Here is a 23,714-nt window from a genome sequence, read left to right as displayed (position 1 = left end):
TATTGAAATCTACTTTGAGCCCAACGAAACCTTATGTCCTTTTTTTAAAAATCTTTATCTGTAAATGAATAGGGCAATAATGCCTCAACTGTCATTGTTTTAGTCGCGCCATCTTTACCAACTAGCGTGACCGGCATTTGTGGATCAAAGAATTCAGCCATTACTTGACGACAAGCGCCACATGGAGAAATGGGTGCCTCTGTATTACCTGCTACAACTAAATGTTGGAAGGTCCGTTCATCTTCTGAAATGGCTTTAAAAATCGCCGTTCTTTCTGCACAATTTGTTAAACCAAAGGAGGCATTTTCAATGTTGACTCCTTGATACATTTTCCCGTCTGCAGTCACTAAGCAAGCGCCCACAGGAAAGTTAGAATACGGTACATAGGCGTGTGCCAATGCTTCTACGGCACAATCAAGCCATTCTTGTTTTACTGTCATCTTTTTCGCCACACCTTCGTTTAATTTGAAATACGAATTAATACCCTTCGCCAGTTGCGCCAGAAACAATTGCTACACCCGTACTTGCACCGATGCGTGTTGCCCCCGCTTCAATCATTGCTAGCGCTTCTTCTGCATTATGCACGCCACCAGAAGCCTTAACGCCCATGTCAGGACCAACTGTCTCACGCATTAAACGAATATCTGCTACTTTAGCGCCGCCTGTTGAGAAGCCAGTAGATGTTTTAACGAAATCGGCACCTGCTTCTTTGGCTAATTCACAAGCTTTAACTTTTTCTTCGTCTGTTAATAATGCTGTTTCAATAATCACTTTGACTAACGCTTTTCCTTTGGCTGCATCTACTACGCCTTGAATGTCTTGACGTACGTAATCGTATTGTTGTGATTTTAATGCACCAATATTAATCACCATATCCACTTCATTCGCACCATTTTTAATTGCATCAGCTGCTTCGTATGCTTTAACTTCTGGTGTATTTGCCCCCAAAGGAAAGCCAATAACGGTACACACAGCGACGTCGGTATCTGCTAATTGCTCGCTAGCAAAAGCGACCCAACAAGGATTGATACATACAGAGAAAAAGTTGTACTCCTTAGCTTCGTCAATAATTTTTTGGACAGCGGCTTCTGTCGCTTCTGGTTTCAAAATAGTGTGGTCAATCATGCGGTTTAATTCCATGATGAGAATTCCTCTTTTCTTTTTGTTTTATTCCGTAATGATATCGTGAATCAAAATAGGCTCTTCGCCGGTTGGTCCAATTTCAATGTTTTTATAAAGCAATTGTTCGACTTCTGTCACGTCTTCACGATTGGCATAAATGGTTAGTAATGATTCGCCTTTTTCAACTGGGCTCCCTACTTTTTTGTGAAGTTTCAAGCCAACTGCAAAATCAATCGTATCTTCTTTCGTAGCCCGACCAGCGCCCAGCAACATTGCGGCAACGCCAATTTCATTGGCAACGATTTTTTGTACCACGCCTGTTTCTTTGGCAGGTAAATCAAATTGATAAGTTGCGGTTAATAATTTTTCTGGCTGGTCAACAACGGAACTGTCGCCGCCTTGATTTTCAATCATTTCTTTAAATTTTGCGAGCGCTCGACCGCTTGTTAATGCTTCTTCTAATAAAGCCCGTGCTTCGTCTAACGTCTCGGCTTTTTTAGCTAAAACGACCATCTGACTTCCTAAGACATAGCACATCTCCACTAAATCTTCTGGCCCATTTCCTTGCAAGGTCTCGATTGCTTCAACGATTTCTAAACTATTTCCGATGGCCTCCCCTAAAGGTTGTGACATGTCTGAAATTACTGCCATCGTTTGACGATTTGCCAGTTTCCCAATGCGAACCATTGTTTCCGCTAATCGACGAGCACTTGCTAGGTCTTTCATAAAGGCCCCTTCACCAGTAGTCACGTCTAAGACAATCGCATCTGCCCCTGCGGCAATTTTTTTACTCATAATGGAACTTGCAATTAATGGAATTGAGTCAACAGTGGCGGTCACATCGCGTAACGCATAAAGTTTTTTGTCTGCTGGTGCTAGATCACCTGACTGACCAATCACTGCCACTTTTGTATCGTTCACCAATTGAATAAAACGTTCTTCTGTCAATTCAACTTTAAAACCAGGAATCGCTTCTAATTTATCCAACGTACCGCCCGTGTAGCCTAAGCCACGACCAGACATTTTTGCTACATTGACCCCGACACTAGCAACTAATGGCGCTAAAATAAGCGTCGTAGTGTCGCCTACGCCACCTGTAGAATGCTTGTCGACTTTGATTCCTTCTATAGAAGAAAGATCCACAATTTCGCCTGAATGGACCATTGCTAACGTCATTTGTGTAATTTCTTCGTCTGTCATATCTTGGTAAAAAACAGCCATTAAAAAGGTACTTACCTGATAATCTGGAATTGAACCATCTGTGTATCCGTTGATAATAAATTGAATTTCTTCGCTTGTTAGTTGATGCCCGTCACGTTTCTTTTCAATAATGTCTACCATTCTCATGAATTCGTTCCCTCCGATTTCCCGATAATGTATTATACAACAAAATCGTTCAGCTTTAAACCATTTAGTAAACCAGTTTACTATTATTTTTTTCTTGTGAAAACGCAAACAACACGAACGTTCTATTTCTAAGCTGTTTTTTAAATCGGTTTTGTGCTTTTTCTAGCAATAAACGTCGCATCAAAAACTTTATTTGGAACTTTCCCTGTTGGATCTGCAATAGCTTCCACCAAAAATTTTGCTGCATAATAGCCAATATCAAAACTCGGCTGATAGACGGTTGTTAAACTCGGCACCAAATATTCGGAAATTTCCAAGCCATCAAAACCAACCACCGAAATATCGTCAGGAATTTTCTTACCTGCTTCTTCAATGGCTTGATAAGCTCCCATCGCCATTTCATCATTGCCACAAAAAATTGCTGTGATTTCTTCATTTTTCAAAACTTCTTTCGCCGCAGCATAGCCGCCATGCAAGTTCAATTCCCCAGCACAAACATAATGCGGACGAAAAGGTAAATTGTTGTCCTGTAACGCATGCTGATACGCCGTCACTCGTTCCGTTAAACGATAATAGCCGGCACTTTCACGCAACATGCCAATATGCTGATGCCCTTGTTGAATCAAATGATGGACCGCTTGATAAGCACCTTCGTACTCTTTAACGATTAATCGTCCACTATCTCGTGGATTAATCCCACGATCGACAAGAATGACAGGAATCGGATGTTCTCGTCGGTCTTTTAAAATATGATTTTCTGGCAAAACATTCGGCGTGGCAAAAATAATGCCATCTACCGACCGATGAATCAACTCGCTAACATATTGCATCGCTTGCTCGGAATCATGCTTTGAATTGCATAACAAAATCATGTAGCCTAACGAATTTAAATATGTTTCCACACCTTCAATCACTTTTGAGAAAAAGAAATCCGTCACATCTGGCACAATCATACCAATGGTTTTGGAATGACGGTTGATTACATTCGAAGCAAAGTAATCTGGCTTGTAATGATTTTCAGCGACTACCGCCAACACCTTGTTGCGGGTTTTTTCACTGAAACGACTCCCTTTATTATTCAGAATTTGTGAGACGGTTGTGACAGAAACACCAGCCATATCAGCAATTTCTTTAATCGTTAGTTTCATCGCGCCCCTCCCAACGTCTCCTTTTGCATTGACAGACATTTGTAGACGTGTTACAGTCTTCAAAATACTTATCGAATCTTTTACATTTTAACAAAAAAAAGACAAAAGAAATAGACTAAAAAGATTAAAAAACAAAAGAAAATGGAGGCTATTTTTTTCATGGAAGAATCCCGTGTCCGTCAATTACCAAAAATCGAGCTGCACTGTCACTTAGATGGGTCGATTCGACCAACCACTTTACGCACCATTGCTGAAAAACAAAACATTCCATTACCCCAAGACGAACAAGCCTTGAAAGAGTTAGTGGTTGCCCCTGAAAAATGCACCGATTTGAATGATTATTTAACTCGGTTCGACTTCGTGCTAACCTGTCTACAAACGGCCGAAGCTTTGCAAGCAGCGGCGTATGACGTGATTAGCCAAGCTGCCGAAGATGGCGTGGCATACATAGAGGTGCGTTTTGCGCCTTCGCAACATACAGAAAAAGGCTTACGGTTACCTGAAATCGTGACCGCTGTTTTAACTGGCTTAAAACAAGGCGAAGAAGATTTTGGTGTAAAAAGCAATGCACTGTTATGCGGCATGCGGCATGACCAACAACAAGCCATAGAAAAAATCGTTCACTTAGCGCATGATTTCAGAGAGACAGGCGTTGGCGGCTTTGATTTAGCTGGCAATGAAGTCGATTTCCCTCCATACACATTTGAAGACGTATTAGCTTTAGCCAACCAATTGTCAATTCCATTAACACTCCACGCTGGGGAATGCGGCTGTGGCAAAAACGTCGCTGATGCTGTCACTTTAGGTGCTACTCGGATTGGCCACGGTATTGCTTTGAAAGATACACCCGAATATTTGGCGCTCTTAAAAGAAAAAAAGGTTCTTTTAGAAATGTGTCCAACTAGCAACTTCCAAACAGGCACCGTCAAAACATTGGCTGAATACCCTTTTCAACAATTTATAGAGGCTGGCTTAGCCGTCTGCATCAATACCGATAATCGCACTGTTTCAGATACTACGTTAACGAAAGAATTCATGAAATTGGCCACTTGGTATCAATTAAGTTATGACGAAATGAAGCAACTCACTAAAAATGCGCTTGCAGGTGCTTTTTTATCGCCAGACGAAAAAAAACTGTTGAACCAAAAAATTGATCAAGCATATCTATTCTAAAAAAGAACCTCCACTAAAGTGGCGGTTCTTTTTTACTCTGCTTCTTTAACACTTCGTAAAATATAATAGCCTTTGTCTTTTGTCACAATTTCAACATTGCCAAATACTTCAGCCATTTTCTTCTCTGCACTAGGTGCACCTTGTTTCTTTTGAATAACCACCGTTAGTGTGCCACCAACTTTCAACAACGGAAAAGCCCCTGTTAAAATGCCATGGACAACTTTTTTGCCTGCACGAATGGGCGGATTGCTAACAATCGCCGCGTAGGTCGTTTCGTTTAAGGTTTCATACACATTGGAAGAATGGATATCCACAGTAGTAATTTGGTTGCGTTGGGCGTTCATTTGAGCTAGCCCAACTGCCCGTTGGTTGACATCCACCATTTCCACCAGTCGACCAGTCGCCGCTGCTAAGGACAACCCAATTGGTCCATAGCCACAACCAACATCTAACAAACGGCCTGCTGGTAAATTTTCCCATTCAAAGGCATCAATCAACACACGAGAACCATAATCCACTGTTCCTCTTGAGAAGACCCCACTATCGGTCGTAAACTGAAAGGTCCGACCACGTAATGGAAAAGACCAGCTTTCTAAATCATGTGCTAATTCTGGATTTTCTGTATAATAATGATTCGCCATTTTGTTCTTCCTATCTATGCTTGTTTTGGTTTTAGTCTACCTTTTATTTCTCGAACAATCAAGGCACCTAATAATTCATAGCCCACTTGTGAAAAATGCAAACCATCCGCTTGTAAAAATTCATCCGTTCCAGGATAAACAGTCATCGCTTTATACAAATCAATAACTGGCAAGTTATGTGCCGCTCCGACTTCTTGTGCAACCTTGACCAATTCCTTGATACGCGTCTGTGGACGTTCTGGACGTCTGCCACTATCCGCATATGGTGGTGTAATTAAAATCACCTTTTCTGAACCAATTTCGTGAATCATTGTTTCAAGGTTTTCTCTAAACGTGGCTACTGTTATATTTCGATCCAGTGACGCATCATTGGCGCCAAAGAAAATCACCACCTCATCAGGTTTCTCAATTAGTACTTCTTTATTTAATCGTTTTAAACCATCCTCTGTTGTATCGCCAGGCATTCCAGCATTAATAACAGCCACTTCTTCTAGACCCATCGCAGCAATATCCCGTTTCACTAAGTCAACAAGAACAGGTGAGACGGCTTCCTCTAAATAACCAGCAGTAATGCTATCACCAAATAATACAATTTTTCTCATGGCTTTTCCCCTCTTTTCTAACAGTTTTCTCTTTTCATGATACCATTTTCATCATAAATTGGCGAAGAAGGGAATTCTTTTGTAAAATCCTGTGTTTCCCTTGTGAAATTATGGTAAAATGTACAAAGATTGAACAGGGTTTGGTGGAGGAACAATGGACGATAAAATGAATTACTACCCAATTTCCAGAGAAGAATGGCATGGGTTTTATCATGACGGCAAAGCACCGTTAACCGAAGCAGAATTGGATAACATTAAAAGTGTGAACGACCAAATTTCACTAAAAGATGTACAAGAAATTTATGTACCCTTAACGCATCTTATTCATTTGTACATGAAAGAATTTGAATCGCTAACACTTAGCAAAGGATTATTCCTACATGAATATGTCTCTGTACCACCATTCATCATTGGAATTGCCGGCAGTGTCGCCGTTGGTAAAAGCACCACCGCTCGTCTTTTGCAAAGAATTCTGGCCCGAACGTTTAAACGAAGAAACGTTCAACTCATTACAACGGATGGATTTTTGTATCCCAATAAAGTGTTAGAAGAACAGGGAATGATGGACCGAAAAGGGTTTCCTGAAAGTTATGACATGGAAAAGCTAATTAATTTCTTAAACGAAGTCAAAAGCGGCAAAGACGAAATTAAAGCACCCGTCTATTCTCACAGTGTCTACGATGTTATCGAAGGCGAATATGAGTTGATTCAACAACCAGATATTCTGATTGTTGAAGGCATTAACACCTTACAGTTACCCGCCAATCAACAAATTTATGTGAGTGATTTTTTTGATTTTTCTATTTTTGTGGATGCCGATCCAGCCTTAATTGAAAAATGGTACCTAGAGCGTTTTGGGGCCTTATTAGATACGGCTTTCTTAGATCCTAATAATTATTATTACCAATATGCAATTGGCAAACGAGAAGATGCTTTCGCCATGGCACGGAATGTTTGGAAAACCGTGAACTTGCCGAACTTGGAGGAATATATCTTGCCAACGCGCGGACGTGCGGACATTATTTTGCATAAAACGGAAAATCATTTGATTGACCAAATCTATCTACGTAAATATTAAGGGTTGACGAGCTAAGAAATATCCTGTATCTTTTGTAGAAATATCCTTGAAAATTTTCAGCAGAATGCATGACTTTCAAGGAGTAAAATGTTTTAATAAGTATAGCTAGACAAAGAAGAGTACGGAACAAAAGTGAACCACTTTTTAACCGCCTTTTCTTTAGATAAATTTAAATGGATAAGGGGTAATAGACGTGACTAACGTTGCCGATTTGACATCTGTCGAAAAAATTATTGTTTTAGACTTTGGTAGTCAGTTTAACCAATTGATTACTCGTCGTATTCGTGAATTTGGCGTATTCTCTGAGTTATTAAGCCACCGAACTACGGCAGAAGAAATTCGCAAAATCGCGCCTAAAGGAATCATCTTCTCAGGTGGACCAAACAGCGTGTATGACAAAGATGCTTTTAGCATTGATCCAGAAATTTATGAGTTAGGAATTCCCATTCTTGGCATCTGCTACGGTATGCAATTAATGACTCATAACTTAGGCGGAAAAGTAGAACCTGCCGCAAACCGTGAATACGGAAAAGCAGAATTAGAAATCCTTGGTGATGCGACATTATTCCAAGGAACACCTGCGAAACAAACCGTTTGGATGAGCCACGGTGATTTAGTAACAGAAATCGCTCCTGGATTCGAAAAAGTTGGGACAAGCAACGACTGTCCAATCGCTTCTATCGAAGATGCCAACCGCAAATTCTACGGCGTACAATTTCACCCAGAAGTTCGTCATTCAGAATATGGTAACGACTTATTACGTCACTTTGCTTTTGATGTGTGTGGCTGTACTGGTGACTGGAGCATGGAAAACTTCATCGATATGGAAGTCGCTAAAATTCGTGAACAAGTAGGCGATAAAAAAGTCTTACTTGGTTTATCAGGTGGCGTTGACTCAAGTGTTGTCGGCGTGCTTTTACAAAAAGCTATTGGCGACCAATTAACTTGTATCTTCGTTGACCATGGATTATTACGTAAAGGTGAAGCGGAACAAGTAATGGAAAGTTTAGGCGGTAAATTTGGCTTAAACATTATTAAAGTAGATGCAAAAGAACGCTTCTTAAGCAAATTAGCAGGCGTTTCTGACCCTGAACAAAAACGTAAAATCATCGGTAACGAATTTGTGTATGTTTTTGATGACGAAGCAACTAAACTTGCTGGGGAAGAAGGCGTTTCATTCCTAGCACAAGGAACTCTTTACACAGACGTCATCGAATCTGGTACAGAAACTGCGCAAACAATTAAATCACATCACAACGTTGGTGGTCTTCCTGAAGACATGCAATTTGAATTAATTGAACCTTTAAATACATTATTCAAAGACGAAGTTCGTGCCTTAGGAACTGAACTTGGCATGCCTGATGCAATCGTTTGGCGCCAACCATTCCCAGGACCAGGATTAGGTATTCGTGTGCTTGGTGAAATTACAGAAGATAAATTACAAATTGTTCGTGATTCAGATGCTATCCTACGTGAAGAAATCGCAGCAGCTGGCTTAGATCGTGACATTTGGCAGTACTTTACTGTCTTACCTGGCATCCGTTCAGTAGGCGTTATGGGTGACGGCCGTACCTACGATTACACAGTCGGTATCCGTGCTGTGACTTCTATCGACGGCATGACCGCTGACTTTGCTCGTATCCCTTGGGATGTTTTACAAAAAATCTCTGTGCGCATCGTGAACGAAGTTGCACATGTAAACCGTATCGTGTACGATATTACTTCAAAACCACCTGCAACTGTGGAGTGGGAATAAAGAGCCAACATAATATGGATGGGGAAAGCCGATAAATCAACGTTTTTCAACTTTTAAAATGCTTGATTTTCATTAAAATGATATGGTTTCCTACCAAAAACCCCTGTCAGGATAACGCTTGACAGGGGTTTATTTTTTTGTGAACCTACTTTATTTAATTTTATCGATATCTTTTTGAAACAACAACCTTTTAAAATTAGAAAAAACTAGTTTTTCAAAATCTGGGATGACCTTCTCAAAATCCTCATAAATTTCTTTTAAATCTCTCGGATAGACGATTTTTTTATCTTTTCTTGCAAAAGGTCCATCAGTTTCAAATAATAATTGTGATTTGGGAATACTTCGAATAATTTCCATTCCATTTTTTGACGTGAGCATTTTATGATTTACAGAAAAGAAGTACCCTGATTCAGCAATATCTTTCAACACTTTCTTTCCGCCAGTATACCAATGAAAAATTGCACTTTTCACATTATTTTTCTTAAGTATCGCAAGAACTTCTGCTTCTGCTTTTCTAGAATGAATCGAATAAATATTACCTTTGTTGTAATTAGGGCTAGTTATTTGCTGAAATATTTCAATTTGATCTTTTTTGAATTGCTGATTTGATCCAGAAAAATCAAGACCTACTTCTCCTATATACCTCGTGTATTTCAAACCTTTTTCAAACTCATTCTTATCAAAAACATACTCTCCTACCATATCTGGATGAAATCCCAATGCCATTCGTACATATTTATAATTCTCATATTCATATCGAGTTTTCAAGAATATTTCTGGTAAGTAAGTAACAAAAATAGCATATATTTCCAATTTTTCATATTCTTTAGCTAACTCTAATGGTTTTGAATAAAAATCAATGTGAACATGCAGATCAACGTATCCCATATTTTTCAATAAACCTTTCATACTCAAAAACAAATTTATCAAACATTACTTTTTGTTTTTGTAAGTAACTTTTATCTTTATGAAATTTTGGCTTGTTATTTGATATTTCTCCGAATATTTCATCATTTTTAATAGCCTCAACATATGCTTCAAAATATCCCACATTATTGATGTAATCCGTCAAATAGTTCTTTGGTGCAGAAGTTACATTTTTATACCCAACGAAATATTCTGTATCAAAAGGTTCATTATTGTATGCTGCCAAAGATATTTTTCTTAATATACATGGAATACACGTACCACATTGTCCATTATGATTGTAATCTTTTCCAGCTCTACTTCTTCCACAAGTAAACGTATTCCGTATTTCCGATTTAAAAGCCATATCCATATTTGCTATGACTTCACCTTTTGTTTGATACTCAAATTTATTTAGGATTCGAATATCATAACCCATAGCTGTAAGAAGTTCATTATAAAGAAATATTGTCTTAGGATGAGTAGTTTTTGTTGTGTACCTTCCGAATTCCGGATTCAAAGATAATATTCCATTCTCATACATTCTAATCTCATTTGTAGAATTAGATATTGCTCTAGAAATAGCTAGAGAAAGATATAGCAGTGACCGTGTAGATTGAAAATAAAATTTTTTTGACTGTTGATATTTATTCCTAATATCAACCTCACTTCCACCAGCAGAGAAAATCTGGCTATAAAAAGCCTGTAGCTGAACTTGATGTGTTCTCTCCTCTGATTTATTAACGTATCCTACATAGTCACTTGAAATATTGTTTGAAAAATTGTAGTAAGCCCCTGCAAGAGAATCTAATCCTCCTGAAAAAAGTGTAATACACTGTTTTTGAGAACTAGGAATTTCTAAAAGAAAAGTATCAAATATTTCTTCATTCTTTTCAAAAGAAACACTAAATAAGTCTCCTGATACCCAATTAAGTAGTTCTATCAACTTTTCACTGGACTGATTCCAACTTTCAACATCATATACTTTTGCTGATACAGATATCTTCCTAGGATTTTTATTATTAGCGTTTCCGCTTGTAGAAATATCTCCATGAAATGCTGCGAGCATTACATTAACCACATCACAAGCTTTACAACGCTCATCTTCACTCATATAAGGATAATCTGTAGCTTCGTTTATAAAAGTTTGAAAATGAAGATTTGTTTCCATTAAAAACCACCAAAGTTTTTTAGCTTATCTGTAATTTGTTCATTTACTATAGCTAAAGTTATCTTTCCTTCAACCAATTTTGAAATATTCTCTCTCATATCATCTTCAAATAACTTATCAGCAAGAGGTTTAATGAATTCTTTTCTAATCTGCGGAATAGTTATCCCATCTTCCAAGCTTTCTAGGGCCCCTTGCATTGTGTTTTCTAAAGATAGAAATACAATTTGATATAACAATTTTTCTACAAAATAAGTTTCACCTTTTTCCTCTTTGACAGTCTCTCCTAAAGCAATTCGTAGAGCTTTTAACAAGATCTCAGACATTTCAGTATTATTGTCGTCTTCAACTAGTTCCATTACTTCATTTACCCATTGTTCTCGTTTAAGAATATCATTTGCTATTTCTTCATACTCATCTTCGTCTAATGCATAAAACTTTGAAAGCTTTCCACCTACAACACCGACAATACTCTGATAGGCTTGTTCAGAAACTTCTTTACCAATAAAATTACTTTTCATTGTGCTCGTTATTTCTGGCATACTTAATTTAGCCTCATCGATAGTCTTTCCTTCAAGAATCTTTTTAATGGATTTATCAATTCTAGCTTTATTGGTTCCCATAAAATCTCTCCATTCTCACAGTTAAAAAAAGTTATTGTTTGATTATTATATAAAACGACATTTTCTTCATCTTAAAACAATTATACAGCTCTTTTGTATTATTCATACCATTTAAATTTTTTTGTTACAAAATATTTGAATGCTATGAATAATATACCCCTCTAAGTTTATAATTGTCTTCTTCACTTAGCTCTAATATTTTCAAGACACAGAATATACCCTGCAAAATCCCCTAAACGTTTTCTATCTTCTGACGAACCTAATTTTTCTATCCAACTAGTATTTAGTTCTAATTGCTCAGCTAACTTTTGGAATGCTTTTAGATTGATCATAAATGTATTGTGGTAGCTGGTTCTTAATTTATCCTTCTCCTGTTTTTCTTCCCTAGAAAAGTAATTCCAGCTAGTTCTCATATTAGAATAGACTAAAGCTGAATCTATGACTTCTTTCCATAACTCATGTAAATACTCATCTTTGCATTCTAATACATTAAAAATAGAGCTGTAAATTTCTAATGCTTCTTCGAAAGATATTGAATCATTTTTTTGTAAGTAGGTGTTATAATCAAACACTCAATCATCTCCTTTTGATATTCTTGATAAATTTACTACGATTTAATATAAAAATTATTTTAGAATTCCCCTGAAAAGATTATGGTAATGAACCGATTTCCTCTAATGAAATGAAATCTTCAAATGACGGAATTGATTCCCAAGAATTACTGTAGCCATGCGAAGGTTGGATTTTTTTGATTTTTTCTTTCAAAGTAGTTTCATTTACCCCAAGAATAGGGAGAATCTCATTTAAATATTTTTTTGATTTCATCGAGTTGACGATATTTAGTCGACTGTTTAATCTTTCTTTATAAATGTATGTTAGCGGAAACCATGAATTATAGTTAACAATAGGATTAATTCTACTGATGTAATTAAGAAATATATCCATCTCAACTATATCTTTAAACTCTTTTTCAGTTGATCTTTCTTTAATTAAATCTGCTGTGATGGATATTCTGTTACTCTCTTTTTCAATTTTCCCACTAAAAATAAAACTTGTTGGATGTCTAAAAGTAACGAAAGAGACATCTCGACAACTGGATTCATCATAATAAAGATGATTAATCAAGGCAAACATTATATCCCATCTTTTGAATTTTGCTGAAACAGAATTAGCGATAATAAATATTTCTATAAGTAAAAACCTTATAGATTCTGGGCTCAAACTATCATTAGACTCTTTTCTAGAAATTTGATAAATTTTATTGTTAAATTCTGTAAAAAAATCTACCAAAAACTCACTTGTAGTCTGCGTATCTTGAACCAAAATATTAATTACTCTCGTAAAAGATTTCCTGAACGGGAGTGACTCATGGATCATTCTAATAGCCGCTTCATCGGGTTCTTCATTTTCATTTTGTATAACAGTTAGCTTATCTAAATCATCCAGAAAGAAATCAAAATAATCCTTAATAGCAAAAGATAGTCGGTGACTAGATTTATCAAGAGCTTTTTCTACCAATTCTGCCTTTCTTTCAACCTCAAAAGTATCTACAGCTTCCTCTAATAGAAAAGAAGGTATTTTACCTATTGCTGGCTTTCTTAAATCAGGTTTTTCGAAGATTTCTCTTAATAACTTTTCAAAATTCTCTTGATAAGTAGTTTCACTTGATAAATCAATATACATTCTACTTTTGGCATATAGAGGAAGAAACTCTTTTCCCGTTTCTAAATCCCTTTCAAAAACGATAGGAATAAATCGATTTTTTCCCAAATCATCATATAAAGACGGGGTAATAATTTGAGTTTCTGTACCTACCCCACCTTCCCTATCATCAGCTTTTTCAGTATACAATTTATCTGAGATTATTAATACTCGGTTAATAGAATCATCCTTTACCATCTGTTCCATAAAATCGTACTTATCCTGTCCTACTTTTAAATCCCAGACGTCTAAAACTACATCCACTCCAGAACCCATTAGAGATTTCGCCAAATCTAAAACTTTTTGTTTGTGCTCATCACTCGTCCAACTATATGATATAAAAACTTTTTTCGTTTCAAGTATTTCCAAAATCCTCTTCCCCTTTACATTGTTTAATCAATAATAAGATATACAACTCTTAAATATAATTTTCTATTCAAAATACTTCCAATCTCAGCTCACAATACATTTAAGAGTATTTGATTTTCTTTAGCATATTCATCAATTAAAACTTTTGTCACACTTGTTCTCATATACTGATCCTTAACATTTTTGTATATGATGAATGCAATAATATCTTCTTGCTGATTCAACGAAAGTTTAGAAAAATCTGTTTCTTTCATGAAATTATCCATGAGAACAATGGTATTTTCGATATCAAAATATTTACTTATATATTCATAATCAACATTCCACGTATCATAAACAAAATTGCTAGAAGCTTTACCATGACCAATTAATAAAGAAATTAACTTGGCTGTATCTAATTTTGTTTCTTTCAACCTTGAGATTAAACTATTAAAAAACTTTCTCGTTTCTTCTTCATCTGATTTCTCTAACAAATATTTAATATACATGAAGTATTTATCATTAATTATCTCATAAATATCCGAATTTAATATCTGTTCAAAAATTAAATTCTCCATCTCTATCAAATGCTCGAGAGATATTTGATAATAATCAATTTCTTTTTCTTTCCCATCCTCTAAATATCTGTTATGTTCGTTTTCCAACATTAAAAGTATACTAGATTTTACACCTAAAGCTATATAATCATCTTCAAAAAACATTTCTACATATTTTTTCCTTACTTCTTCATTTGAGTATATTTGAAGAAAAGTTTGAACTAAATTCCTTAATCTCCATTCCCAAGGAAAAGAAAAAAAACTATCCTTATCTGGATCAGTCAATGAGTACCATATTTGCAGAATGTTTTTTACTAGCAAACCAAATCTTTCATTAGTATCATTTTTTTCCTTTAATTCTATAAAGAATGAATTAATGTGATCCAACAGTAGATTAGTTTTTCTATTTGCATCAATATTCATAATAATATCTTTTAAACTATTTTCAGAAGCACTAAATATTAAATGGTCAACTTGTGACAAAGACAGACCCTCGTCTAAGCTAAGAGAAAAGTATCTATCAAAAAAATTTTTGTCAAAAATACGTCCGCTTTTATTCGAAGATGGGTATGATATCGATTGTTTCTTATACGTTTCTCTAATTTTAGGGAACAATATTGACAAAATACTCAAAACGCTAGCTTTATTCTTTTCAGATAATTCATCTATTAGGTTATCACAAATGCTTTTAAGTTCGTCTTTTTGAGCCTCAGCAGATGAATATCCAACTGAAGTAAATGTAGTAAAATTACCACATAATTCTTCTTTATAAAAAGATAAGAAAGAATATATCTTAGGTTCAAAAACTTGTAAAGTAGTTATTCCTAAAAAATCAACTATGTTGATTTCATTTTGTAAAAATGAATACTTTAAACTTATTGTATTATTTAGCCTTGCTACATCTCGCATACTTTTAAGTTTAGTTCTAATTCCATCATTAAATAGTATTGACCAATCATTTTTATCAAATTGGCTTTCAGGTATACTTTTTAGCGTTAATTCCAATTGACTTAGAAACAGATGTGTAAGCTTTGTTTCATTTATAACAGGCAAGTGAAATGGAATTTGAACTATTTTTTCTAAATAGGCTTCACCATTATTATTTTGCACTTCTCCAAGCGCACTAGTTACAATATCGTAGTCAAAAGCTAACAAGTATATTGTATTTGGAAAATCAGCAATAGATTTAACTAGTTTGAAAACTGATTGAATTTCCGTATTTGATAATCTATCAATATCATCGATAAATATAACTACTTTTGAGTTAGATTCTTTTAATTCCTCTACAAGTGAATCTTTTATTGCTTGAAGATTTGCAAACTTCTTATCTGCGTCACCAGATATTTTTTTCCCAAAGGACTTTGTTATTTTGGATAATATGCTACCAGCAGTTCCTATTATAGGAATTACTGATGTCAGCTCAATCGCTTCTCCAAAAAGTTGCAAATTTTCTCCAATTTTTTTTGAGTCTTGTAATTTAAAAGTGCTTGATAGTTGGCTAAAAAATTGGCTAATCAACTGGTTAGGATCAGTAAACATCCACGGATTGAACCTCAAAATTATCGGCTGATGCATATCTTCTTTGGTTAATTTCAATAAATTTTCTTCTATCATGTTTATTGTAGAGGTTTTTCCAGACCCCCACTCACCATAAAGACCAATATTAAAACTATCAATTTGATCATACTTAACAATTGATTGTGCTAGCTGTGCAGCAAAATTTTTCCGACCTAATAAATCTTCATCTAATGATTTAATTGGAACGTCCGAGTTTAACATTTACTTTCCTCCATATTCCGTAATTTAATTATTATATTTCGTCTCTACTATTATACCAATTATCTGTATAATTTCAGAAATATTTAACAGATAGCCCAAAGAGTATTCATTTGTTAATCATTCATAAATGTTTCTTATACAATTCAATAATATTTAACTCAACACCTCTATTTTCTGCAATCACTCGAATAACTTCATTTGGATAACTCATATATTCTTCTAAACCATCATACCTTTCTGCTAAAGATTTAGGAAAGTCATATTCCATTACAAAAAATGCCGTGTCATAATCAGTGATACAATATTATTCGTAAGAATTGCCCAACTCATCTACAAATTCATTTCCAACTAAAATTTGTTTATATGCTTGTTCTAAATCTTCATCAGAAAATGGGAAGTGAAGATATACATCAACTACATACCCTTCATTCCAAGCTTTTAAATTAGTTAGATATATCCAATAACCACTACCACCAATTCTTTTTCCATCATACCCCATCATCATTTTTTCCGTCACAAGTTAAGTCATATTTGACCACTCCTTTTGTTTCGAGCTGAGGTGCAGATTGTAAAGATGCAATCTTTACGAACTTGCTTTTTGATTTAGTTTTCAAAACCTCACTTCAATTGTGATAGCGTTGGGAAACTGCGATAAACAAGTTGACTACAACTGGTGGTCGTGCTGGAATCCATATCATTGCTATTTCTCAATTTGCGACAAAAGACGGTTTTCTTCCGTCATTAGCTCGAGCTAACTGATCAGATGGCGTTATTATGTTGGGCGGTGCTGATAATGAAGCTGATGAGCGAAAATATTTAATGTCTGATTTTGCAGATATACCTAAACGTTCATATGGTAAAGGTCAGGGAATCGCTAAAATTTTATCTAGCAGAAAAAAAGGAAATCCCTCATTTCTATGAAGCACCATGGTTTGAATAACAACTATGTACATACTTACACAGTGCAAGCCTTGCCCCTAGTAACTCCATCACATTCAATAACCACAGAATAGTTAGAGGAATAATTAAAATAGAAATGATTTTAAATACGATAAAAGATACAAAGTTAAGTTGTGTGATGAGTGTGCAACAATTAAACGAAAAAATTGGCAGAACCGGGATAATAAACAGCCCATAAACAAAGCCAACAATGGCAATATTCGTCCTCTATTCCGCATTATAAATCATCTGTCCAACGTAGTACATGGATGCGGACTAAAGCAAGTCATTAGATTACGCTGTTTTATTAGAGTTTTTCACTCAAAATATCTCTAAACAAAAGAAATCTCTAAAGTAAAATCAATTGTAGCATATTGGACAAAAAAAGAATTCGAAAAGTATTATCCGTCATATACAAAGAGGATTTCTATGAGCATATGCGTTTCAGATGATTTGGGTTGTACTATATTACAGGTATTCTAGACAGTGAAGGGTTAGCACTTAATTGGAATGATATGGACTTCAAACGCAAAAAGTTGAGAGTTCATCACACCTTGAAAATGACAAATCAAAACAATCTTATTCGGAAATCCTACACAAAAACTGAAAGTGGTCTGCGAATCATTTCTTTAGACGATGATACAATTGAAGTGCTAAAAGAATGGAAAGTTGTTCAAAAGAATCATGGTGTAGAAAAATTTATTCTTAGCTATACTGACCTCCCGCTCTATCGTTCAACTGTCCAGCGAATTATTCAGCGCTATGCCAAATTAGCTAAAGTTCCTATAATTCAAGGAAAGGGATCACGACATTCTCACGTCAGTTACTTAATCAATGAGTTCAATGCAGATATTCTAGTCATATCTCAACAGCTAGCTCATTCTAGCCCCGAGATTACGGTAAAACACTACGCACATCTCTGAAGTCGTAATGATGAGGGAATTGCTGAACAAATGACAGGAAACATCCAAATTACTTTTGCAAAGGAAGCGAAAATACCAAATTTTAATGGAAATTAGGCAGTAAAAATATAACCCTACCACTTTCCTCCCACCATTCTCCATTTTTCCTTTGCTCCACCGCCCTCAAAGTCCTATAATTTAATCATAAGAATAGTGGCTATTAATAAAATTCATCAATTAAAAGGAAGCGATTTCAACATGTCAAAAAAAACTTTTCTTAAGTATGGTTTTGTTGTCCTCTTCATAGGAATTTTTTTACTTCGTGCCCAAAAATTTATTTCTGAGCCCCTTTCGTACCTTTTTTCGGGTATTCTTTTGCTTATTGTTGCGTATTTAATACTCGTGAAAAAAATGAACTTTTTCTCAAGTTTGCTCACTGTTACCGATCAACCTTCTTCTACCCAACAACGATTGGGTCAAATCTCTGGTCTGGTCAGTTTATTGATTGGTTTATTTCTGGTAATTTTTTCAGTCATTTTATAGACATTTTTCCACTACTGTTCTTATAAAAACAAGACGTTCTTGTTTGGCCTTTGACGTTGTCGTATACTATAAATAATAAATAATCTATGAAGGAGTAAATTAATGAAAAAAAGTGTTATAACTAGTTCTATGTTAGCGGTTTTGTTGTCGGGATTTCTCGTTACCCCTATTTCTGCTTACGCTTTGGAACGCTCTAAGGGAATTACTGAAGAAACGGTGGCTTCAGAAACATCTCTAACGGAGCGACAAATGAGTAGCGGTGTCACTGAAGAAATGAACCCAAGCATCATAAATTCTCAAGAGGAAACAGAAACAACTTCCACTTCCTCAACCTCCGATTCCACCACTGAAGTTTCTACATCAGAAGTAACAACTGTTAATGATACAGAAAATAGTAGCGACGATACTGAAACTACTTTGGAAACATCACAAAGTAATGAGGACACACCTATAGCACCGGCAAAAGCAGAAGAAAAAGTTCCTGATATTAATTATCAGACACATATTCAAGACATCGGATGGCAAGGGGTTGTCAAAAACGGGGAAATTTCTGGGACTAGCAGACGCTCTTTACGTCTTGAAGGAATTAAAATGAATATTTCAAATTCAGATTTGGCTGGATCTGTAGAATATAGAACACATGTCCAAGAAATTGGGTGGCAAGGATATGTGAAAGATAATCAATTGTCTGGTACAAGCGGAAAGTCTTTGCGGCTCGAAGCGATTCAAATTCGCTTAACTGGAGAAATAGCTAACGCATATGATGTTTATTATCGTGTGCATATAGAAGATAAAGGTTGGTTGAATTGGGCAAAAAACAGTGAGTCCGCAGGTAGTCAAAGCGCCGCTAAAAGATTAGAAGCCATTCAAATTAAATTAGTGAAGAAGGGCGAAGCGGCACCTGAAGGATCTGGAAAAGCCTTTTTAATTGGAAATGAAGCAAAACGTCCAGATGAAATCAAACCAACTGTCAATTATCAAACACACGTGCAAGAAATCGGATGGCAAGGGTTTGTCAAGAATGGTGAAATAGCTGGTACAAGTGGGAAAAATTTACAACTGGAAGCAATCAAAATCAACTTGAGTGATGCTGGTCTAGCTGGAAACATAGAATACTCTACGCACATCCAAAATATCGGATGGCAAGATTATAAAGCCAATGGGGCATTATCTGGCACAACTGGAAAAAATTTACAATTAGAAGCCATTAAAATTAAACTGTCCGGTGATGTTTCAAGATATTATGATGTCTATTACCGTGTCCATATCCAAGATAAAGGTTGGTTAAATTGGGCAGCTAATGGCGCCCCAGCTGGAAGTCAAGCTGCATCTAAACATTTAGAAGCTATCCAAATTAAAGTAGTTAGAAAGGGCGAAACTGCTCCTAAAGGAAATGGAAAAGCCTTTTTAGTTGGAAATGAAGCAAAACGTCCAGATGAAATCAAACCAACTGTCAACTATCAAACACACGTGCAAAATATTGGTTGGCAAGGGGTTGTCACGAACGGGGCAATGGCTGGTACAAGTGGGAAAAATTTACAACTGGAAGCAATCAAAATCAACCTGAGTGATGCTGCTCTAGCTGGAAATATAGAATACTCTACGCACATCCAAAATATCGGATGGCAAGCTTATAAAGCTAATGGGGCATTGTCTGGCACAACTGGAAAAAATTTACAATTAGAAGCCATTAAAATTAAACTGTCCGGTGATGTTTCAAGATATTATGATGTCTATTACCGTGTCCATATCCAAGATAAAGGTTGGTTGAATTGGGCAGCTAATGGTGCCGCAGCTGGAAGTCAAGCTGCCTCTAAACATTTGGAAGCTATTCAAATCAAAATAGTTAGAAAAGGTGAAACTGCTCCTAAAGGATCTGGAAAAGCCTTTTTAGTTGGCGATGAAGCCCGCACACCAGCAGAGATAGCAAACAGATTACGTGCAGAAAGATTAAAGAAAAAACCTTATTATTATTCTCAGCGTGACCCGCAATGGATTAATACTTATATCGGAAACTATACCATTGGCGCAGCAGGATGTGTTCCAACAAGTTTATCTATGATTTTAAGAGGCTCTTACGGTTATAATGTAAATCCTGTCAATGTTGCAACAAGAATGGCTTCTTATGGTGGGTTAAATCAAAGATACTTTGGCGCTTCTGCAACTGATTTAGTGATAACAGCTCAATCATATGGCCGTTCGATCAAAGTTATTAATGATGTAGCTACATTAAACGCCTATCTTTCTGAAGGATATCCCGTTATTTTATATCAAAATGTTGGGATTGGACATGCTATTGTCGTTCATGAGTACAAAAATGGTTACACTTTAACCTATGATCCATACGGTCGCCAGTTTTACTCAGGTTGGGTGTCAACACAAGCACTTTGGAATACCCCGTCAAATGATCCAATTGATTGGACAGAAGGCCGACCATGTTTCGTTATTTTATAGGAGGATATAATGAAAAAAAAACTTATTGTACTATTGTTAGCCTTATTTTTAACGGCATGTAGTAATAATACTGGAGAAAAAAATAGCGACGCTTCATCTACTGAAGTATCAACTAAACAGCAAACTACCCAGTCTTCTAAAAAAGATAGTAGTAATCCGGACACAACACCAACTTCTACATCATCTATAACAATTGAAACAACCGAGAATTTAAAGAATAGAGAATTGAATCCAACAGATGATGTTTCAAAAACTAGACGACAATTGTATGAACAAGGAATTAACAGTTCAACAATTACGGATAAAGAACTAAAGGAATATATATCAGAGGCTAAAGAACAAAAGAAAGATGTCATTGATTATATTAAACAAAAAATAAATCAATAGAGTTATCTCATATTCATTCCCCCTTGACTCTCCCTTCACTCTTGGCTATGATTACCTTAGCAAGTACAATGGTGTACTGTAAACAGTCGAGCAATGGCGCTCAAAAAGATTGGCTTTCGTGCATTCTTTTTGAGCGCTTTTTATTTTTAGAAAGTAGGGAAATTGAATGGAAAAAATGTACCGCAGTCCGTATGAAGCGTACCCGTATCTATCTTCTAAACCAGAAGATTTACGATGTGATTTTGAATTAATGACTGATGAATTGGCCTCGATGACAGGTCTTCTACGAGGATATGTGCAACAATTAGACGTCCCTGAACAGCCTGCACTAACAGAAGAACTGGCTAAAATTTGCGAGTTAATCTACCATGTCAATCCAACGACCCGAACAAAATTAACAGTCACAGAGGAAGAAATAGCCTGGCTTTTGGAACGTGTCAATGCTATGAATGAACTGACATACGAAGAAAATCGTCCTTTTGTTTTGCCGATGGGCACAATCTGTTCCTCTTATGCACACATTTTAAGAGCCAAAGCCAAAGATATTGTTCGTTTACTTTATCGCATGGACTATGGTGGTAAAAAAATTGATCCGCAGCTGTATGATGTAGTCAACTTACTCTCAGGTTACTTTTTCATGTTAGCTTTGTATCTAAATCAGCTCGAAAATGGTGAAGAAGTCCCCTTTGTTTCTCGCAACTATTCTATTTAATTTGGAGGAAGATGATGAATTCATTACCGATACTTGAAAAAGCAGTGGGCGCGATCACGCTGCTTTCCGAAGAACAACAAAATGCCGAATATGAAGGCTTTTTATGCCAAGTTAATGAATCGCAACAACTTATCCGCAGTCGCTTAGCCAAAAAAACGCCGAAAAAAGAAGGCTATTTTGTAGCCTTCTGGGAAAAAAATCAACAAAATCAGAACGAAGCCTTTGATGCAACGGAAGCCCCTGAAATGTTAGCAATTGTCATTTCTGATCAAGAAAAGCAAGGTCTCTTTCTTCTGCCGAAAGAATGTTTAATCCAACAAAAAATTCTCAAAACGCACCAACAAAAAGGCAAAATGGCAGCCCGTTTTTATCCTTCTTGGTGCCAAAACCTTAATCAAACCGCGAAAAAAACACAAAAATGGCAACTAGCTTACTTTACTGATTTATCTAAATACTAAAAACGTCAGCTGGCTTCAGAAGCCAGCTGACGTTTGTTTCTTCTACTGTTTAACCAATTGGTGGCGTACCTTCTGCGTTCCCAGCAATCGCTTCGATTTGAATCTGAGCACCTTTTAGTAAATCCGTCACACCAATCACTCTTCTTGCAGGCGTGCCTTCAGGGAAGTACGTTTGGTAGACGTCATCTACTGCCGCCAGCTCTTCAATCTCTTTCACAAAAATGTTCACTTTCACCAGATCAGCTAAGCTGTGATCCACACTTTCAATAATCGCTTTGATGTTTTCTAAACATTGCGTCGTTTGTTCCTTGATTCCGCCAGCGACTAACGTATTTGTTTTAGGGTCTAATGGTAGCTGAGCTGATAGATGGTTGTAATGAGAAAAAGCAACAGTTTGTGTCGAAAATGGACACTTCGGTGCGTGATCTGTATTATTTGCTTCAATAATTAATCCATGTCGATCTTCAATCGCTTGTGGTGGCGTACCATCCCCATGAGAAACCACCGCTTCTATTTGAACCGCCGCGCCCATTGGTAAATCAGCAACAGCAATCACTGTTCGTGCTGGCATATAATTGACCGTGCGCGCAATTCCTGAATCCGGGAAAAAAGCGGCATATACTTGATTGACAGCTTCCAGCTTAGATAAATCTTTTAAATAAATGTTGACCTTCACAATATCATCAAAAGGCACATCAATACTGGTTAAAATGGCTTTTATGTTTTTCAAACATTGTTTTGTTTGCGTTTTAACACAGCCAACCACAACTCTGCCCGTTTGAGGATCTATAGGCAATTGTGCAGACAGATTGTTATAGTGAGAAAACGCGACCGTTTGACTGGCTAGAGCATCAATTGGTGCCTGAACAGTCTGATTTGTTAATTTAATTAAATCCCCAGCTTGAGGTGCATTAGGGATAGTTCCTTCCCCATTTGAAACAAGTGCCTCCATTTGAACAGAAGCGCCTAACGGCAAATCTGCGACGGCGACCACTGTTTTAGCTGGATAATAATGGGTAAAAAAGGCCGCATAGACCTCCTCAACTGCGGCAACATCCCGCATATCTTTGACAAAAATGGTCATTCTGACAATGTCACTCATCACATGGTTGATACTTTCAACAACCGCTTGGATATTTTTCAAACATTGTGTCGCTTGGGCCCGAATGCCACCTTCTACCAATTGTCCAGAGGTTGGCTCAATAGGTAACTGTGCCGACAAATGATTATAGTGGGAAAATGCGACTGTTTGGGCTGCGAGAGGCTGCTTTGGTGCACGCTCTGTATTTCTTGCTAAGACGATATTTTCATTACTCATAACTCTACTCCCTTTTTTAGCATTCCAACAAAAATGATTCCGCTTACATTTT

At 36.4% G+C, this 23,714-nt stretch carries 24 protein-coding genes; 10 read left to right on the top strand and 14 right to left on the bottom strand.

Features of this window, described 5'->3' with window-relative positions:
• Positions 1-44: 44 nt before the first annotated feature.
• The 4 genes from AB3I72_RS06785 to AB3I72_RS06770 all read right to left on the bottom strand — a co-directional run bounded on the left by AB3I72_RS06785 (position 45) and on the right by AB3I72_RS06770 (position 3,617).
• Entirely contained in the window at positions 45-509 is a 465-nt protein-coding gene (locus AB3I72_RS06785) for a cytidine deaminase (RefSeq protein WP_002387503.1), read from the bottom strand.
• Entirely contained in the window at positions 478-1,140 is a 663-nt protein-coding gene (gene deoC / locus AB3I72_RS06780; protein WP_002356166.1) for a deoxyribose-phosphate aldolase, read from the bottom strand. The genes AB3I72_RS06785 and deoC overlap by 32 nt, the downstream gene beginning before the upstream one ends.
• Before the next feature lie 27 nt (positions 1,141-1,167).
• Positions 1,168-2,469: a pyrimidine-nucleoside phosphorylase gene (locus AB3I72_RS06775; RefSeq protein WP_061100546.1), complete on the bottom strand. Its 1,302-nt coding sequence runs from the start codon at positions 2,467-2,469 to the stop codon at positions 1,168-1,170.
• A 140-nt stretch (positions 2,470-2,609) separates the two neighbouring features.
• Positions 2,610-3,617: a substrate-binding domain-containing protein gene (locus tag AB3I72_RS06770; RefSeq protein ID WP_002356164.1), complete on the bottom strand. Its 1,008-nt coding sequence runs from the start codon at positions 3,615-3,617 to the stop codon at positions 2,610-2,612.
• 141 nt (positions 3,618-3,758) lie between these two features.
• Between AB3I72_RS06770 and add the strand changes: the two genes are divergently transcribed.
• On the top strand, positions 3,759-4,790 hold the full coding sequence (gene add / locus AB3I72_RS06765) for an adenosine deaminase (RefSeq protein WP_002361528.1): 1,032 nt from the start codon (positions 3,759-3,761) through the stop codon (positions 4,788-4,790).
• A gap of 32 nt (positions 4,791-4,822) precedes the next feature.
• Here the strand turns inward: add and AB3I72_RS06760 are convergent, their stop codons facing one another.
• A complete protein-coding gene (locus tag AB3I72_RS06760; RefSeq protein ID WP_002356162.1) occupies positions 4,823-5,431 on the bottom strand; it encodes a class I SAM-dependent methyltransferase in 609 nt (202 codons plus the stop codon).
• A 14-nt stretch (positions 5,432-5,445) separates the two neighbouring features.
• Positions 5,446-6,033 (bottom strand): SGNH/GDSL hydrolase family protein, encoded by a 588-nt coding sequence (locus AB3I72_RS06755; protein ID WP_002383835.1) that lies wholly within the window; start codon positions 6,031-6,033, stop codon positions 5,446-5,448.
• Between the two features lie 154 nt (positions 6,034-6,187).
• Between AB3I72_RS06755 and coaA the strand changes: the two genes are divergently transcribed.
• Positions 6,188-7,111: a type I pantothenate kinase gene (gene coaA / locus AB3I72_RS06750; RefSeq protein ID WP_002361524.1), complete on the top strand. Its 924-nt coding sequence runs from the start codon at positions 6,188-6,190 to the stop codon at positions 7,109-7,111.
• 193 nt (positions 7,112-7,304) lie between these two features.
• Positions 7,305-8,867: a glutamine-hydrolyzing GMP synthase gene (guaA, locus tag AB3I72_RS06745; protein ID WP_002356158.1), complete on the top strand. Its 1,563-nt coding sequence runs from the start codon at positions 7,305-7,307 to the stop codon at positions 8,865-8,867.
• Between the two features lie 150 nt (positions 8,868-9,017).
• On the opposite strand, the gene AB3I72_RS06740 is transcribed toward guaA, so the two are convergent.
• The 7 genes from AB3I72_RS06740 to AB3I72_RS06710 form a co-directional block, all read right to left on the bottom strand.
• Entirely contained in the window at positions 9,018-9,755 is a 738-nt protein-coding gene (locus AB3I72_RS06740; protein WP_025187902.1) for a TatD family hydrolase, read from the bottom strand.
• Positions 9,742-10,944 carry a hypothetical protein gene (locus AB3I72_RS06735; RefSeq protein WP_368023743.1) on the bottom strand — a complete coding sequence of 401 codons (1,203 nt, stop codon included), beginning with the start codon at positions 10,942-10,944 and terminating at the stop codon, positions 9,742-9,744. Before AB3I72_RS06735 ends, AB3I72_RS06740 begins: the two co-directional genes overlap by 14 nt.
• Positions 10,944-11,564: a hypothetical protein gene (locus AB3I72_RS06730; protein WP_104671169.1), complete on the bottom strand. Its 621-nt coding sequence runs from the start codon at positions 11,562-11,564 to the stop codon at positions 10,944-10,946. Before AB3I72_RS06730 ends, AB3I72_RS06735 begins: the two co-directional genes overlap by 1 nt.
• A gap of 182 nt (positions 11,565-11,746) precedes the next feature.
• The gene (locus AB3I72_RS06725; protein WP_368023742.1) at positions 11,747-12,136 is read right to left on the bottom strand and encodes a hypothetical protein; all 390 of its coding nucleotides are present in this window, start codon (positions 12,134-12,136) and stop codon (positions 11,747-11,749) included.
• Positions 12,137-12,215: 79 nt separating this feature from the next.
• Positions 12,216-13,634, bottom strand: coding sequence for a toll/interleukin-1 receptor domain-containing protein (locus tag AB3I72_RS06720; RefSeq protein WP_368023741.1), 1,419 nt, complete (start codon positions 13,632-13,634; stop codon positions 12,216-12,218).
• 89 nt (positions 13,635-13,723) lie between these two features.
• Complete coding sequence (locus tag AB3I72_RS06715; RefSeq protein WP_368023740.1) at positions 13,724-15,949, bottom strand: P-loop NTPase fold protein; 2,226 nt, start codon at positions 15,947-15,949, stop codon at positions 13,724-13,726.
• Between the two features lie 304 nt (positions 15,950-16,253).
• Positions 16,254-16,454, bottom strand: a complete 201-nt coding sequence (locus AB3I72_RS06710; protein WP_002396715.1) for a hypothetical protein — start codon at positions 16,452-16,454, stop codon at positions 16,254-16,256.
• Between the two features lie 269 nt (positions 16,455-16,723).
• Between AB3I72_RS06710 and AB3I72_RS06705 the strand changes: the two genes are divergently transcribed.
• From AB3I72_RS06705 to AB3I72_RS06675, 7 genes are all read left to right on the top strand, one after another.
• On the top strand, positions 16,724-16,870 hold the full coding sequence (locus tag AB3I72_RS06705) for a hypothetical protein (RefSeq protein ID WP_368023738.1): 147 nt from the start codon (positions 16,724-16,726) through the stop codon (positions 16,868-16,870).
• A gap of 476 nt (positions 16,871-17,346) precedes the next feature.
• Positions 17,347-17,811: a site-specific integrase gene (locus AB3I72_RS06700; protein ID WP_368023737.1), complete on the top strand. Its 465-nt coding sequence runs from the start codon at positions 17,347-17,349 to the stop codon at positions 17,809-17,811.
• Positions 17,812-18,003: 192 nt separating this feature from the next.
• The gene (locus AB3I72_RS06695; protein ID WP_176944789.1) at positions 18,004-18,333 is read left to right on the top strand and encodes a hypothetical protein; all 330 of its coding nucleotides are present in this window, start codon (positions 18,004-18,006) and stop codon (positions 18,331-18,333) included.
• A 102-nt stretch (positions 18,334-18,435) separates the two neighbouring features.
• Positions 18,436-20,787 (top strand): C39 family peptidase, encoded by a 2,352-nt coding sequence (locus AB3I72_RS06690; RefSeq protein WP_104806424.1) that lies wholly within the window; start codon positions 18,436-18,438, stop codon positions 20,785-20,787.
• A gap of 9 nt (positions 20,788-20,796) precedes the next feature.
• On the top strand, positions 20,797-21,174 hold the full coding sequence (locus AB3I72_RS06685; RefSeq protein ID WP_016618560.1) for a hypothetical protein: 378 nt from the start codon (positions 20,797-20,799) through the stop codon (positions 21,172-21,174).
• Between the two features lie 166 nt (positions 21,175-21,340).
• A complete protein-coding gene (locus tag AB3I72_RS06680) occupies positions 21,341-21,886 on the top strand; it encodes an ATP:cob(I)alamin adenosyltransferase (protein WP_002385445.1) in 546 nt (181 codons plus the stop codon).
• Between the two features lie 14 nt (positions 21,887-21,900).
• Positions 21,901-22,344 carry a MepB family protein gene (locus AB3I72_RS06675; protein ID WP_010816961.1) on the top strand — a complete coding sequence of 148 codons (444 nt, stop codon included), beginning with the start codon at positions 21,901-21,903 and terminating at the stop codon, positions 22,342-22,344.
• A gap of 49 nt (positions 22,345-22,393) precedes the next feature.
• Here the strand turns inward: AB3I72_RS06675 and AB3I72_RS06670 are convergent, their stop codons facing one another.
• Entirely contained in the window at positions 22,394-23,662 is a 1,269-nt protein-coding gene (locus AB3I72_RS06670) for a Rid family hydrolase (protein WP_368023736.1), read from the bottom strand.
• Positions 23,663-23,714 lie beyond the last annotated feature (52 nt).

Source organism: Enterococcus sp. GC34 (assembly GCF_040886645.1).
In the GTDB taxonomy this organism is placed as follows: Bacteria; Bacillota; Bacilli; order Lactobacillales; family Enterococcaceae; genus Enterococcus; species Enterococcus faecalis.
This window is presented reverse-complemented; position numbering and strand designations above follow the sequence as displayed.